Here is a 14,020-nt window from a genome sequence, read left to right on the forward strand (position 1 = left end):
CGGTCCCGCTGCTCGCCGGCGTCGTCCGGTCGGCCGACTCCGGGCCGGAGCCAGGGCACCGGTCCTCGACCGCGGCGGCATGCGCCCCGAAGAGGAGGCATCGATGATGGACGAGCAGGACGACCACTTCGACGTGGTGGTGCTCGGCGCCGGCCCCGGCGGCTACGTCGCCGCGATCCGCGCCGCCCAGCTCGGCAAGCGCGTCGCCGTCGTCGAGCGGAAGTACTGGGGCGGTGTCTGCCTGAACGTGGGCTGCATCCCCACCAAGGCCCTGCTGCGCAACGCGGAGCTGGCGCACATCTTCACCCGCGAGGCGAAGACCTTCGGCATCCGCGTCGACGGTGAGGTGTCCTTCGACTACGGCGAGGCGTTCCGCCGCAGCCGCAAGGTCGCCGACGGCCGGGTCAAGGGCGTCCACTACCTGATGAAGAAGAACCGCATCACGGAGATCGACGGACACGGCACGTTCCTCGACGCGCACACCCTCCAGGTCTCCGGCTTCGAGGGCGACACGCGCACCATCGGGTTCGACCACTGCATCATCGCCACCGGCGCCACGCCCAGGCTGCTGCCCGGCACCCGCCGCACCGCGCGCGTGGTCACCTACGAGGAGCAGATCCTCGCCGAGGACCTCCCGGAGTCGATCGTCATCGCGGGCGCGGGCGCGATCGGCGTCGAGTTCGCCTACGTCCTGCACAACTACGGCGTGAAGGTCACGATCGTCGAGTTCCTGGACCGCCTCGCCCCGCTGGAGGACGCCGAGGTCTCCGCCGAACTCGCCAAGCAGTACCGCAGGCTGGGCGTCGAGACGCTCACCTCCACGCGCGTCGACGCCATCGACGAGTCGGGCCCCCGGGTCCGGGTCACGGTGACCGGCAAGGACGGCGCCCAGCAGGTCCTGGAGGCCGACAAGGTCCTCCAGGCGATCGGTTTCGCCCCCAACGTGACCGGTTACGGCCTGGAGAACACCGGCGTCCAGGTCACCGACCGCGGCGCGATCGAGGTCGACGGCCGCTGCCGTACGAACGTCCCGCACCTCTACGCCATCGGCGACGTCACCGCGAAGCTGATGCTCGCGCACGCGGCCGAGGCCATGGGAGTGATCGCCGCGGAGACGCTCGCGGACGCCGAGACCATGGAACTCGACTACGCGATGATCCCGCGCGCCACGTACTGCCAGCCGCAGATCGCCAGCTTCGGCTACACCGAGGCGCAGGCACGTGAACGCGGCTACGACGTCAAGGTGGCGAAGTTCCCGTTCACCGCGAACGCCAAGGCGCACGGACTGGGCGACGCCACCGGCTTCGTCAAACTGATCAGCGACGCGAAGTACGGCGAGCTGATCGGCGGACACCTCATCGGCCCCGATGTCACCGAGCTGCTGCCCGAACTGACGCTGGCTCAGCAGTGGGACCTCACCGTGCACGAGGTCGCCCGCAACGTCCACGCCCACCCGACGCTCGGCGAGGCCGTCAAGGAGGCGGTCCACGGCCTGGCGGGCCACATGATCAACATGTGAAGCGCCCGGGCCCGTCCCGCCTTAGAGGCTGCTGAGCAGCGCGTCGAGCGGGGCGGGCACGCGGTCGGGGTCGAGGGCCTCGACGAGGACGCGGCCGTAGTGGATCTTGCGGCCCTTCTTCGTACCGAGGAAGCGCCGCAACTGCTGCTGGGAGCCGCGGCCTTGCTGGGCGGGCTGGCGCAGGAACGTCTGCAGGGCCCGCTCGTCGCCCTCCACCCCGATCAGCTCCGCCACCCGCGCCACGCCGAGTGCCCGGATGAGCTCGTCCTCCAGATCGGCCGCGCAGACGAAGAATTCCTGCCGCGGCACACCGGCCCGCTCCCAACCGCGGGCGTAGTAGCCGCGCTCGGCCTCGTCGCACAGTCCCGTGAGGCGAAGGCCCAGACCGGGCGGTCCGAGGAGGCCGGCGAAGCGGCCGACGTTCATCGCGCCGCCCATGGACAGGACGCAGATCCCCTCGGCCGCCGGGTTCCGGCCGCGGCGTACGGCGAGCGCGCTGACCGCCGCGGCGTCGCTCGGCCCCTCCAGGAGCACGACCGCCCGGACGGACAGCCGCGCGGCCAGTTCCCGTGCGGGGTCGCCGGGAGCACCGGCCGCCCACGCCGTGACCGCGTCCCGGAACTCCCCCATGTCAGCCATGCGACGAGTGTTGGCTCCCGCCGGGCGTCACGCCAGGGAATTTCCGATCTCAGTCAGTGGCGCGTTCCGCGGCGCTGCGCTCCACGCAGAACTCGTTGCCCTCGGGGTCCCGCAGTGTCACCCAGCCGGTGCCGTCGGGCCGCCGGTGGTCCCCCTGAAGCGTGGCGCCGAGTTCGAGCAGGCGCTCGACCTCCTCGTCCCGGCTGCGGTCCTCGGGCTGGAGATCCCAGTGCACGCGGTTCTTCACGGTCTTGCGGTCGTCGACCCTGATGAACAGCAACGTGGCCGCCGGGGTCGTGACCAGCGCCGCCGGATCGCCGGGGAAGTCGTCGTCGGCGAGCGAGCCGTCCAGGGCCTCGGCCCAGAAGCTCCCGAGGGTGTAGGGGTCGGCGGCGTCGATGGTGATGTGGCGGATCAAGGAGGTCATGGCCGGTCATCCGATCATGAACACGGTGCGCCGTCCAGGGGATTCCGGCAACCCGCTGGCACACTCGACGCACGTGCGGGTACCGCCGAACGGGTGACGGCCCACCGGGTGAACTCCGGCGGGGCGGGGAGGCCCGTCGCCGGCGATCCGCCGAGGCGGTCTCCCCGGGCGTGCCGGGTGGCCGCATCATCACCGGTGTTCGGCAACAGGGTCACGGAGCGTGCCCGGTCAGGGCGGGCCGAGCCGCCCCGGCCGCGCTATCAGGGGGATATGAGACAGTCCCGCATCGCGTCCCGCGCGTCCTCGGTCCTCCTCGCCGTCGCCTGCACCCTGGCCGGTCCCGCGACCGCGCGTCCGGCGCCCGGCTCGGCAGCCCTGGCCTACGTGGCGCTCGGCGACTCCTACTCGTCGGGGGTCGGGGCCGGCGACTACCTCTCCGCCGGCCTGTCCTGCCTGCGCAGCACGCGGTCGTACCCCGCCCTGTGGGCCGCGGCCCACGCGCCGTCCTCGTTCAGCTTCACCGCGTGCAACGGCGCGCACACCGACGACGTGCTGAACAAGCAACTCGGCCCGCTGGGGCCGCACACCGGGCTGGTCAGCCTCACGGTCGGCGGCAGTGACTCGGGCTTCGCGAAGGTCATGGCCACCTGCGCGCTGCCCGGCCGGACCGCGTGCCTGTCCGCCATCACCGCGGCCCGCTCGTTCGTGCAGGGCACCCTGCCGGGCCGTCTCGACGTGCTGTACTCGGCCATCAGGGGCAAGGCGCCGGCCGCACGTGTCGTGGTGCTCGGCTACCCGCACTTCTACCAGCTGCACGGCGGCTGTTCGCGCGGTCTCCAGGACGTGGAGCGGGGAGCCCTGAACGACGCCGTGGACGGCCTGAACGCGGTGATCGCAGCCCGTGCCGTCGCCCACGGGTTCACGTTCGCGGACGCCCGTACCGCCTTCGCCGGGCACGAGATCTGTTCGGCGAACCCGTGGATGCGCAGCGTCGACTGGCTGGATCCCATGCAGTCGTACCACCCGACGGCCCCCGGGCAGTCCCTCGGCTATCTGCCCCTGCTCAGCGGCGCGGTGTGAGCCCCGCGCCGCACCCCCGGCGTCCGCGCGCGCGAAGGACGCGCGGGTCAGCGGATCCCGGCGTCGGTCAGCGGGCCGGGCGGCAGCTGTGCCGGGCCGACCCGTTCGCCCAGCACCTCGGCCATGAACGGGACCAGCCGGCGCTGGGCCGGACTGCGCGACGCCTCGTGCCGGGCGTAGAGCGCGACCTCCGGTCTGGATTTCACCCGCATCGCGGAGGGTTACGGCGTGCCGGCCCGACAGGTGCACGGCGCGGCGGAGTTGCGTGCCGTACTCGCCGAGCGCCCGGACGGTCCGCGGCTCGTACAGGTCGACACGGCGCTCACCACTCCCTCCTGAGCACGCTCCCCCACACGGTCCCGTGCCGCCCCTCCCCGCAGACCTCGTCACCGCCCGGGGGGTCAGCCACCCGTGGGGCTTCTCCTTCTTCGCCGCCCTGGCCGCCCTCGCCTGTCTGGCCGTCCTCACCCTGCCGACCCAAGCCCGCGGGGCGGAGCGGCAGGCCGTACCGGAGGCCGTCGGACCCGCGGTCTGACCCGGTCGCTCACGGAGGTGCCTCGCCCGGCCGCCCTGTCACGGTCCCGCTCCGGCGGGATGGTGACAGGGCGCGCGCTCGACCCGCGGCTCAACGGCCGGTGTGCGCCTCGGTGATCGCCAGCGCCGCTGCCATGATGCTCACCTGCGGGTTCACCTGCGGGCAGCTGGGGAGCACCGAGGCGTCGGCGACGAGCACACCCCGTACACCGCGCAGGCGGCCCTCCGGGTCGGCCGGGCAGCGCTGCGGGTCCGCGCCCGCGGCGACCGTGCCGGTGGGGTGGTACGCCGTCAGATGCAGCTGCCGCGCGCTGGTTCCGGCGAGGACGGTGTCCAGCTCCGCGAGAGTGCGCACCCGGGGGGTGGCGGGGACGCCGGTGAGCACTTCCTCGGCGCCCGCGGCGAACAGCAGCTCGCCCATGGCCCGCACGGCGTGCATCAGCCGGCCCGCGTCCCGGCGGTCCAGGTCGTAGCGGAGCAGGGTGCGGTCGCGGCCGAGGACCCGGCCGGAAGGACGGTCGGCGATCATCGCGCCGAGCGTGGCGAGCCGGTCGGCGCCCTCCAGTTCGCGGCGCAGCTCGGCGCCCAGTCCGGGCAGGACGAAGGAGCCCATCCCGGGCGGGGTGGCGGTGGCCTCGATGAGGACGCCCCGCGCGTGGTGCTCCTCCACGCCGACGCTCTGCAGCACGCCCTTCCATGCGGTGACGGGTTCGGCGAAGCGTCCGGCGACGCTCGTGGCCGGGTGGACGCTGAGGTTGCGACCGAGGCGCGGGTGCCGGCCGAGGCCGGAGCGGCGCAGGAGCTGGGGGGACTGCAGGGCGCCCCCGCGACGACGACGAGCGGCGCGAGGATCTCGAAGGCGCCGTCGTCCCGGCGTACCCTGACGCCCGCCGCCCGCGGCCCCCCGGGCCGGTCCGCGTCGACGAGGACGCGCTCGACCCGTGCCCCGGTGACGATGCGTGCTCCCGCGGCGCAGGCGTCGGGCAGCACGGAGAGCTGGACGCTCTGTTTGGCGCCGGTGGGGCAGCCCACCACGCACTGGCAGGAGCCCCGGCAGCCCGGCGCGTTACGGCGCAGGGGGGCGGCCCGCCAGCCGAGTTCCCGGGCTCCGGCGAGCGTCAGACGGCCGTTGTTCCCGAGGACGTCGAGAGGCTGCACGGCCACCTTCAGCGCGCGCTCGGCCTCGTCCAGGTACCGGTCGAAGCCGTCGGCGGGCCGGAACCCGAAGTCTTCGCTCCAGCGGGTCAGGACGTGGTCCGGAGTGCGGTAGCAGGTACCGGAGTTGACCACGGTCGTACCGCCGACGGCGCGGCCGACCGGCAGCAGCAGCGGCGGGCGGCCGAGGGCGATCGTCGCTCCGCCGTCGCGGTACAGCTCGGTGAACCGGTCCAGGGGCGGACGCCGGCCGAAGGACTCGGTGCTGTGGTGCCGGCCCTCTTCGAGCACGACCACGTCCAGTCCGGCGCGGGCCAGGGTCCGGGCGGCCGTCGCCCCGCCCGCGCCCGAGCCGATGACCACCGCGTCGGCGGTGGAGCGGGCGGGCCACTCGGATGCGGGTGTCAGGTCGAGGGGCGGGTCCGCGCGCGGGAGGGCGCGCGGCGCGGGACCGTCCTGGAGCATCCGCTCGGTGCCGGCCGCCATGAGGACGGGCACCTTGAGCACGTCCAGCAGCGGCTGGAGGCCGGGGCGCGCGGCCAGTTCCGCCAGCACGGACTCCCTTTCGGGGGCGGTGAGGGCGCCCAGGGTGCGTCCGGTGCGCACGACGGCGTAGGCGTCCATGCCGCGCGCCGCCGCCCGGACGCCGGCCCGGGCGGCGAACGGCAGAGCGGCGAGCGTCGTCTCCAGCCGGGCGGGGACACGGCGGGTCCAGTCGGCGCCCGCGTCGTCGGCGATGAGGGCGGAGACGAGTCCGGCGAGGCTCATCGGGTGCCCACCTCCGCGTGGGCGGTTCCGTCGAGGGTCCACTCGGCCTCGGTGCGCCAGCCGCCGAACCGCCGCCGTTCCAGCAGGACGTGCGCGTCGGCGCGCTCGCTGTTGCGGCACGTCGCGTGCCGGCCGTCGGGGTCGGTGTAGTCGAGCGAGAGGGTGCGGTCCGCGGGCTGGGTGACCTCGACCCGGACCCGGCGCAGCCCGCTGCGGCCGACGACGGTCCAGGTGGGCAGCGCGATGTCGGCACGGAAGCGTCCCCTCCGGCCCAGCCGGCCGCGGACCGCTCGGCCCGGCGCGGCCAGGTGCGACCGTGCCGGCGCAGCCGGAGGAAGACCAGCGGGGGAGCCGGCGCAGGCCGGGGCGCATGGAGACGGCGGCGACGATCTCCAGGACGTCTCCCCCGCCGAGGTCGGCGTGCAGCCAGGCCCAGCGGCGGGCGTTGCCGTGCCCGTAGATGCGTGCCGACGCGCCCGGTGCCGCGCTCAGGATGAGGGTCTCGCCGTCGTGGGTGAAGGTCCCGTCGTAGCGGGCGCGCGCGGCGGGGAGCATCTGGGCGGCCGGCAGCAGCGGGCGGCGCCAGGCCCAGCGGGGGAAGGTGAACAGCGGGCCGTCGGTGGGCTGTTCGGCGAGGTCCCAGCGCAGTGCACCGCCGTCCGCCGAACCGGAGAGGCGCCCGGGCCGCACCTCGACTCCGTCGGCGCCGAACCCGGTCTCCCGGGGGCGCCACCCGGTGGGGCCGAAGCGGGCGTGCCGCACCGGACCGTCCTTGGGGAAGACCGCGGCCCAGCCGTGCGCGTACGGCTCGGACCCGTCGTCGGGGGCGGTCAGCTCGTGGTGCAGCCACAGCCCGGCGCCCGTGGCCGGGTCGGTGACGGTCGTGTACCAGACCTCGGTGCGTCCCGGTTCCCCGCGCCAGCGCGGCCGGAGGAACTCGGCGCCGTCCTCCCGCCTGGGGAAGCGGAAACCGGCGAGGAAGGGGAGGAGCTGCGTGGCGAGGGGGAAGCGCAGGGTGCCGGTGCCGATCCGCACACCGTCCTCCAGGAGGGTGTACGGCAGGACGGTCATGGAGGTGACTGGCCTGCGCGGCGTGACGGACTTCCAGCCGTCGAGGGTGAGCCGGCGGCCGTCGGCGGTGAAGTCGACGCGATAGCGGATACGGCGCCGGGCGAGCGGTGAGATCTCCAACTCGCCCTCGACGTCCGGGGCGTCGGCCCATCCGGCTACACGTATCCGGCCGGTGGCGCGGGCCTCGGTGGTGCCGAGGAGCCGTAGGACCCGGTCGGCCGAGACGGTGAGGTCGAGGCGCGTCCGCCGGGTGCGGTCCTCGCCGTCGAGCCGCAGGGTGCCGACCATCGTCTCGCTGAAGGCCGTCCCGCGAGCGGGCGGGCCGCTGTGCGCTGTCGCGTGCGTGGAGCTGCCGGTGTTCACGCGAGACCCTCCAGCATGATCCGCTCGGTGACGGTCAGATAGTGTTCGGCGGCCCGCCGGGCGGCCGCCGCGTCACCGGCCGTCACCGCGTCCACCACGGGTTCGAGGCGCTCGTGGGCCGCCTGGGGTTCCGTGAAGGGGGCCCTGAGCGCGGCACGCACCGGCAGGTAGGCGTTGAAGAGGGTGTTGGTCAGCAGGACGTAGACGCGGTTGCCGGTGGCGCGGGCCAGGGCGCGGTGCACCTCGATGTCCGCGAGCTGCACCGCGTCCGCGTCCGGCGCGCCGCGCACGGCCGCCAACCGGGCGCGCAGCTCGTCCCGTTGCCGGTCGGTCGCCCGGAGCGCGGCGCGCTCCGATATCAACGCGCCGACGCCACGCCGTACTTCGAAGACCTCGCCGATCCAGTCGGGGCTGTGCCGTACGAGCATGGGCAGCAGGTCGGCGCCGCCCAGGCGCAGGTAGTCCCGTACGCGGGTGCCGACGCCGTGCCGGGTCTCCAGCAGCCCTGCCTGTGTCAGACGGCCGAACGCGTGCTTGAGGGTGGTGCGGGTGACGCCGTATCCGTCGGCGAGTGTGCGTTCCGGCGGCAGGTAACTGCCCGCCGGATGGCGTCCGTCGAGGATGTCCTCCCGCAGTCGGCCCTCCAGAACGTCCACGATGGTCTCTCGGGGCAGTGCCGCCACGCCGTCCTCCCAGTGGCTCAGTGGATGAGCCACTGAACCAGTGCGACGCGGTGGAGTCAATGGGCACGGCACGGCCGGCCCGGCCCCGCGGGGTGCGAACTGGGCGTGTTACGGCGGGTATCGGCCCTCAGCGCCGGCCGCCGCCCGGGTCCGGTGCGCCGCTCATCATGCGGAGCATGGCCGCCCCGCCGGTCCGCAGGAACCGGACCACGAGCACGGCGGCGAGGGCGAGGAAGACGATGTTGAGCCAGGTGGTGTAGTTCCAGCGGACGCCCTCCATGGGGACCTTCGCGTCGGCCTGGTCCGGGATCAGCCCGAGGCCGCCGAAGACGAACTCCACGAAGTACCCCGCGAGGACCATCGCGGCGTAGAAGGTGCCGAGGAGGAAGACCGCCGTCCTGCGGCCGTAGTACTTCCGGTAGATGTTCAGGATCGGCAGGATCAGCAGGTCGGCGAAGATGAACGCGACCACGCCACCGAAGCTGATCCCTCCCTGCCACAGCACCACCGCCAGCGGCACGTTGCCGATGGAGCACACGAACGAGGCGATCGCCACCACCGGACCGATGAGGGGTCCCCACAGTTTCGCGGCGAGCGGATGTCCCTCGAAGAAGAAGGCGCGCCAGAACGAGTCGGGCACCCAGGCGGCGACGGCACCGGCGATGAGCAGGCCGACGACCAGGTCGCGCAGGATGGCCGCCCACTCCATGACGAACACGTGGCTGGTGGCGGTGAAGCCCTCGCGGGAGAACAGCCGCTCGGTGAAGGAGCCGCCGCGCCGCACGGACATGTCCATCGCGGCGTGCCCCTCCATCGACCCGGCGCGACCCTGTTCCGCCTGCTCGCGAGCCTGCCGCAGCAGCCGCTCGCTCAGGAACAGCCGGAACTGGAAGGCCAGCACGAGGATCATCACGGGGCCGCCGACGAACTCGGCCGCGGTGAACTGCCAGCCCATCAGGAGCGCCAGGATGACGCCCAGTTCGACGACCAGGTTGGTGGAGGCGATCTCGAAGGCCATGGCGGCGGTGAAGTTCGCACCCTTGCGGAACAGCGACCTTGCGAGCGCCACGGCGGCGTACGAGCAGGAGGAGGACGCCGCTCCCAGGCCGGCCGAGACGGCGAGGGTACGGGGCCGGTCGTCGCCGAGCAGGGAGACGACGGTGGACTTGCGGACCACGGCCTGGACGACGGCGGACAGGGTGAACCCCAGGATGAGGGCCCAGGTGATCTCCCAGGTCATGGACCCGGTGATCGACAACGCGTGCAGTACGGCGTGCATCCTCGCAGCCTCCCGTTCGGGGCACCGCGCGCGAGCGAAGGACACGCCGCCGCCGGAGACGGGCGGGCGGTGGCGTCCGCGGCCGGCCGGTGCCCCGAACGGGAGGCCGGGCGCTTACCCGAAAAGTAATCGCCCCGCGTCCCAGCCGGTGGCACGATCGTCGACGTCAGACGCCGACCGGCCGGAAGGATGCCATGACCGCCTACGTGATAGGCCACCTGCGGGAAGCCGCCCCGCACCCGGAGATCGCCGAGTACATCGCCCGGATCACCGCGACCTTCGAACCGTACGGCGGCCGGTTCCTCGTGCACGCCGCCCAGCACGAGGTGAAGGAGGGCGCCTGGCCGGGGCACGTCGTGGTGATCGGCTTCCCTTCGATGACCGAGGCGCGGGCGTGGTGGGACTCGGACGCCTACCGGGCGATCGCGCCGCTGCGCTCGCGCCACATCGACGGCGACATCATCTTCGTACCGGGAGTCGGTGAGGACTACGACGCGACGGCCACCGCCGAGGCCATGCGGGAGGCCCTGCCCCACCCGTGACCCGCGGCCACGTCCGCTGGCACGGCCCGACACACGGCCACAGACTGGGAAGGCGCGCGGCGGGCCGTGGGACCGGGCGGCCCCGCGTCGCCGTGGCGGGCGGGATCCGCGTCACCTCGGCTGTCACAGACCCGGCAGCTGTCCTGTCTTGTTGATGTGCGGGTTCCCGCACCGGATCCGGTGAGGCCTCACCGGTGTCCGTCAGCCAAGCCGGATCAACGGATGGAGACAGTGATGAAGATCGTGGTCGTCGGCGGTACGGGGCTCATCGGCTCGCAGGTGATCGCGCTGTTGCGCGGTAGGGGTCACGAGGCGGTGGCGGCCTCCCCCTCCTCGGGCGTCAACGCGCTCACCGGCGAGGGTCTGGCGGACGCCCTCAAGGGCGCGGACGTGGTCGTGGACGTGTCGAACTCCCCCTCCTTCGACGCCGAGCCGGCGCTGGACTTCTTCACCCGCTCGGGGCGCAACCTCGGCGAGGCGGAGCGGGAGGCGGGTGTCCGGCACCATGTGGCGCTCTCCATCGTCGGCGTCGACCAGGTGCCGGACTACGGCTACTACCGGGCCAAGGTCGCCCAGGAGGACGCCGTCAAGGGCAGTGGCGTTCCGTACAGCATCGTGCGCGCCACCCAGTTCTTCGAGTTCGTCGCCCCCGTGATGGACATGACCAGCGAGGGCGGGGAGGTGCGGCTGCCCTCCCTGCGGCTGCGTCCGATCGCCTCCGCCGATGTCGCCGCGGCCGTGGCGGAGGCGGCGCAGTCCGAACCGTCGAACGGCGTGCGCAACATCGCCGGACCCGAGGTGCACGGACTCGACCGGCTCGGCGAGATCACCCTGGAGGTGAAGCCCGACGGCCGTACCGTCGTCACCGACGAGACCGCAGGCCTGTTCGCGGGGATGCCCGACGTGCTCACCGGCGACGACACGGTGGACGTCGTGACCACCCGCTACGAGGACTGGCTCAAGCGGAACTGACCGGCGGACCCGGGGTGCGGCACGCGTCCACGGACCACACGTGCACGCGTGCCGCCCCGCCGGTGCTACGGCTGCCCGGTGAGCCTGTGGGCCGACCGCTCGTACGCCCGCAGCTTGTCGGGCGCCAGCACCCAGTAGAGCCCGTCGATCCCGTCCGGACCCACGGTGACGCTCACCAGGGCGACGGCGGCTCCGTCCTGGACGAGCAGCACGGCGGGCCGGCCGTTGGCCTCGACCACGCCGTACACGGCCCGCGGGAAGAACTTCCGCGCGAACGCGCTGACCCTCGCCACCCGCGATGCTCCGTCGACCCTCAGGCGTGCCACGCCGCGCATGCCGTTGCCGTCCGCGTACGCCACGACGTCCGCCGAGAGCACGTCCTCCAGCGCGGCCACGTCCCCGTGGCGTGCGGCGGCGACGAACGCGTCCAGCAGGCGCCGGTGCTGGGCGCTGTCGACGGGTGCGCGGCGCTCGGCGGCCAGGCGTTTGCGGGCCCGGCTGACGATCTGCCGGGTGTTGGCCTGACTCAGCTCCAGGATGCCGGCGATCTCGTCGTAGGCGTAGGCGAACGCCTCGCGCAGGACGTAGGCCGCCCGCTCCACGGGATTCAGCCGCTGCAGGACGAGCAGCACGGCCAGTTCCAGGGCCTCGCCGCGCTCCGCGCCGACCTGGGGGTCCACGCTGGTGTCCACGGGTTCGGGCAGCCACGGGCCCACGTAGGCCTCACGGCGGACCCGTGCCGACCGGGCCACGTTGACCGCCAGACGGGTGGCGGCCTTCGCCAGGTACGCCCCGGGGTCGAGCACCGCGCCGCGGTCGGTGCCCTGCCAGCGGACCCACACGTCCTGCACGACGTCCTCGGCCTCGGACACGCTGCCCAGGACGCGGTAGGCGATACCGAACAGCCGTGGCCGCAGCCGCTCGAACGCCTCCGCCGCCGCCCGCAGCGAGTCGTCGGTGAGGGGCTGTCGCTCATCCATGGTGCCGGTGCCTCCGCAGGTCGACCCGTGCCCTCGCGGTGGCGTGCCCGCGGCGCGGGGAGGGCCCGCCGTGATCCTACGGCGGCCCTCCCGCCGGGGCGGGCCGGTCGCGACCGCGTCGGCCCGCTCGGGCCCCGGAGTCGACGCCCCGCAGGACGGCGCGGCCCGCCGCGCGGTGCTCGGCGGCCAGCGCTCCTACGACCCGGAAGCCGGGACGATCCCCTACCGGGCGCCTCTCTCTCGTCCCCGACCCCGGCGGCCCCGCGCCCCGGCGACGCCGCCTCTTCTTCCTCGGGGGCGGGCACCGCCGGGTCACGGGGTCCGGTCGGTCGGGGTGGGAAGGGAACCTACTCGATCACCTTGAGCAGCTTGTTGGCCGTGCCGCTGCTGGGGTTGGTGATCTTGTCGGCGGTCGCGCCCCCGGTGAGGGCGGTCGCGACCTGGGCCGGGGTGGCGTCCGGGTGCCCGGCCAGGTAGACGGCGGCGGCGCCCGTGACGTGGGGGGTGGCCATCGAGGTGCCGGAGATCGTCTTGGTGCCCTCGTCGCTGTCGTTCCAGTCGGAGGTGATGTCGGAGCCGGGGGCGTACAGGTCCACCGTCTTGCCGAAGTTGGAGAAGTCCGACTGGGCGTCGTCCTTGGTGCTGGACGCGACCGTGATGGCCTCGGGGACCCGCGCCGGGGAGCTCTGGCCGGCGTCGGCCGACTCGTTGCCGGCGGCGACCGCGAACGTCACGCCCGAGGCGATGGCCTTGCCGACCGCCGCGTCGAGGGCCTGGTCGACGCCTCCGCCGAGGCTCATGTTGGCGACGGACGGGCCCTTGTGGTTCTTGGTCACCCAGTCGATGCCGGCGACGACCTGCTCGGTGGTGCCGGAGCCCTTGTCGTCGAGGACCCTGACGGCGACGATCTTGGCCTTCTTGGCCACCCCGTGGGCCGTGCCGGCGATGGTGCCGGCCACGTGGGTGCCGTGCCCGTTGCCGTCGTCGGCGGTGTCGTCCTTGTCGACCGCGTCGAACCCGTAGGCGGCACGGCCGCCGAAGTCCTTGTGGCTGATGCGTACGCCGGTGTCGATGACGTACGCGGTCACCCCTTCACCGCCCTTGTCGGGGTAGGTGTACTTGCCGTCGCCCGCGGTGTCCTTCTGGTCGATGCGGTCCAGCCCCCAGGACGGCGGCTTGTCCTGCGTGGCGTCGATGTGGAACTTCTTGTTCTGCACCACCGTGGCGACCGCGGGGTCGGCGGCCAGGCGCTTGGCCTCGGTCTCGCTGAGGCTGTCCGCGGAGAACCCGTTGACCGACGAGCCGTAGGTCCGGCTGAGCTGCCCGCCGTACTCCTGGGCCAGGTCCTGCTTCTCGGCGCCCGAGGTCTTCTGGTCCAGCAGGACGATGTAGCTGCCGGACACGGCTCCTTCGGCGTTCAGGCCGTAGACCACGCCTTCCGCGGGCTGGTCCGCCTGCGCGGCGGGGGTCACGTACAGGGCGGTGCCCGCGACGGTCGCAGCGGCCGCGATCGCGGTGACGGTCTTGGCCCTGCCTATGCGTTTGTGATGCGCCGTCAAGAGGGGTCTCCTCATGCTGTGTGTGTGGGGGGATTCGCGCGAGCAGCGAAGCCCTGCTCGCGCCATGGAGCGTGCCTACTTGTCGCGAGCAGATCAATCCCCGCCTCCCGCGACGGCGGCCCGGGCGAGGCCGATCTCCACAGGACTCACGCATCCACGAGGCAACCCGCACGCATTCGCGCAGCCCGTCGCGTTGGTTGAATCACCAAGGAACGATCAAGAAAAGTCCGTGACCATTCCTTCACCGGCCATCCACGGAGGGGCGCACCTCGGCCCAGGAATTCGCACTTGTGTACGACATCGAGGATGCGCGCCGGTATGGGTTGCAACCCCTGTCCCGGGGTCGTTACCTGGTAAGTACCGGCGGTGAAACGAGCGCATGGGGGCCACGGCATGGACAGCGGGCCCACGCTCCCCCTGTGCGTCCCCCGGGCAGCGGCCTTTCCACC

The 14,020-nt window shown here is 73.1% G+C and carries 12 protein-coding genes and 3 pseudogenes; 5 read left to right on the plus strand and 10 right to left on the minus strand.

Features of this window, described 5'->3' with window-relative positions:
• Positions 1 to 106: 106 nt before the first annotated feature.
• Complete coding sequence (gene lpdA / locus N8I86_RS02825) at positions 107 to 1,519, plus strand: dihydrolipoyl dehydrogenase (RefSeq protein WP_263280051.1); 1,413 nt, start codon at positions 107 to 109, stop codon at positions 1,517 to 1,519.
• Positions 1,520 to 1,540: 21 nt separating this feature from the next.
• Here lpdA and N8I86_RS02830 read toward each other — a convergent pair whose 3' ends face one another.
• On the minus strand, positions 1,541 to 2,158 hold the full coding sequence (locus tag N8I86_RS02830) for a TOPRIM nucleotidyl transferase/hydrolase domain-containing protein (RefSeq protein WP_073895825.1): 618 nt from the start codon (positions 2,156 to 2,158) through the stop codon (positions 1,541 to 1,543).
• 58 nt (positions 2,159 to 2,216) lie between these two features.
• A pseudogene (locus N8I86_RS02835) lies at positions 2,217 to 2,585 on the minus strand (VOC family protein); the annotation flags it as partial.
• 270 nt (positions 2,586 to 2,855) lie between these two features.
• On the opposite strand from N8I86_RS02835, the gene N8I86_RS02840 reads away from it, so the two are divergent.
• Positions 2,856 to 3,665 (plus strand): SGNH/GDSL hydrolase family protein, encoded by an 810-nt coding sequence (locus N8I86_RS02840; RefSeq protein WP_123439135.1) that lies wholly within the window; start codon positions 2,856 to 2,858, stop codon positions 3,663 to 3,665.
• 47 nt (positions 3,666 to 3,712) lie between these two features.
• On the opposite strand, the gene N8I86_RS02845 is transcribed toward N8I86_RS02840, so the two are convergent.
• Positions 3,713 to 3,877, minus strand: coding sequence for a hypothetical protein (locus tag N8I86_RS02845; RefSeq protein WP_263280225.1), 165 nt, complete (start codon positions 3,875 to 3,877; stop codon positions 3,713 to 3,715).
• 149 nt (positions 3,878 to 4,026) lie between these two features.
• On the opposite strand from N8I86_RS02845, the gene N8I86_RS02850 reads away from it, so the two are divergent.
• The gene (locus N8I86_RS02850; protein WP_263276994.1) at positions 4,027 to 4,200 is read left to right on the plus strand and encodes a hypothetical protein; all 174 of its coding nucleotides are present in this window, start codon (positions 4,027 to 4,029) and stop codon (positions 4,198 to 4,200) included.
• Positions 4,201 to 4,290: 90 nt separating this feature from the next.
• Here N8I86_RS02850 and N8I86_RS02855 read toward each other — a convergent pair whose 3' ends face one another.
• From N8I86_RS02855 to N8I86_RS02870, 5 genes and pseudogenes are all read right to left on the minus strand, one after another.
• Entirely contained in the window at positions 4,291 to 4,812 is a 522-nt protein-coding gene (locus N8I86_RS02855) for a GMC family oxidoreductase (protein WP_263280052.1), read from the minus strand.
• 159 nt (positions 4,813 to 4,971) lie between these two features.
• Positions 4,972 to 5,175: pseudogene (locus tag N8I86_RS39205) on the minus strand (hypothetical protein); the annotation flags it as partial.
• Positions 5,076 to 7,481, minus strand: a pseudogene (locus N8I86_RS38960) (GMC family oxidoreductase N-terminal domain-containing protein); the annotation flags it as partial. The pseudogenes N8I86_RS38960 and N8I86_RS39205, both read right to left, overlap by 100 nt.
• Positions 7,482 to 7,552: 71 nt before the next feature.
• Positions 7,553 to 8,272 (minus strand): FadR/GntR family transcriptional regulator, encoded by a 720-nt coding sequence (locus N8I86_RS02865; RefSeq protein WP_263276995.1) that lies wholly within the window; start codon positions 8,270 to 8,272, stop codon positions 7,553 to 7,555.
• A 94-nt stretch (positions 8,273 to 8,366) separates the two neighbouring features.
• Positions 8,367 to 9,518, minus strand: a complete 1,152-nt coding sequence (locus N8I86_RS02870; protein WP_263276996.1) for a permease — start codon at positions 9,516 to 9,518, stop codon at positions 8,367 to 8,369.
• Between the two features lie 194 nt (positions 9,519 to 9,712).
• Here N8I86_RS02870 and N8I86_RS02875 point away from each other — a divergent pair, with 194 nt between their 5' ends.
• Positions 9,713 to 10,060 (plus strand): DUF1330 domain-containing protein, encoded by a 348-nt coding sequence (locus N8I86_RS02875; protein ID WP_073895741.1) that lies wholly within the window; start codon positions 9,713 to 9,715, stop codon positions 10,058 to 10,060.
• 234 nt (positions 10,061 to 10,294) lie between these two features.
• Positions 10,295 to 11,032 (plus strand): SDR family oxidoreductase, encoded by a 738-nt coding sequence (locus N8I86_RS02880; RefSeq protein ID WP_263280053.1) that lies wholly within the window; start codon positions 10,295 to 10,297, stop codon positions 11,030 to 11,032.
• Positions 11,033 to 11,097: 65 nt separating this feature from the next.
• Here N8I86_RS02880 and sigJ read toward each other — a convergent pair whose 3' ends face one another.
• Both sigJ and N8I86_RS02890 read right to left on the minus strand, forming a co-directional pair.
• Positions 11,098 to 12,012: an RNA polymerase sigma factor SigJ gene (gene sigJ / locus N8I86_RS02885; RefSeq protein ID WP_263276997.1), complete on the minus strand. Its 915-nt coding sequence runs from the start codon at positions 12,010 to 12,012 to the stop codon at positions 11,098 to 11,100.
• A 347-nt stretch (positions 12,013 to 12,359) separates the two neighbouring features.
• A complete protein-coding gene (locus N8I86_RS02890) occupies positions 12,360 to 13,571 on the minus strand; it encodes a S8 family peptidase (protein WP_352063884.1) in 1,212 nt (403 codons plus the stop codon).
• Positions 13,572 to 14,020: the final 449 nt, after the last annotated feature.

Origin of the sequence: Streptomyces albidicamelliae, assembly GCF_025642175.1 — a bacterium.
Lineage (GTDB): Bacteria > Actinomycetota > Actinomycetes > Streptomycetales > Streptomycetaceae > Streptomyces > Streptomyces albidocamelliae.

Coding starts and splice junctions, on each gene's coding strand:
- sigJ (WP_263276997.1), bottom strand. CDS start 12,012: ATGGATGAGCGACAGCCCCTCACCGACGACTCGCTGCGGGCGGCGGCG.
- N8I86_RS02840 (WP_123439135.1), top strand. CDS start 2,856: ATGAGACAGTCCCGCATCGCGTCCCGCGCGTCCTCGGTCCTCCTCGCC.
- lpdA (WP_263280051.1), top strand. CDS start 107: ATGGACGAGCAGGACGACCACTTCGACGTGGTGGTGCTCGGCGCCGGC.
- N8I86_RS02875 (WP_073895741.1), top strand. CDS start 9,713: ATGACCGCCTACGTGATAGGCCACCTGCGGGAAGCCGCCCCGCACCCG.
- N8I86_RS02830 (WP_073895825.1), bottom strand. CDS start 2,158: ATGGCTGACATGGGGGAGTTCCGGGACGCGGTCACGGCGTGGGCGGCC.
- N8I86_RS02880 (WP_263280053.1), top strand. CDS start 10,295: ATGAAGATCGTGGTCGTCGGCGGTACGGGGCTCATCGGCTCGCAGGTG.
- N8I86_RS02870 (WP_263276996.1), bottom strand. CDS start 9,518: ATGCACGCCGTACTGCACGCGTTGTCGATCACCGGGTCCATGACCTGG.
- N8I86_RS02845 (WP_263280225.1), bottom strand. CDS start 3,877: ATGCGGGTGAAATCCAGACCGGAGGTCGCGCTCTACGCCCGGCACGAG.
- N8I86_RS02855 (WP_263280052.1), bottom strand. CDS start 4,812: ATGGGCTCCTTCGTCCTGCCCGGACTGGGCGCCGAGCTGCGCCGCGAA.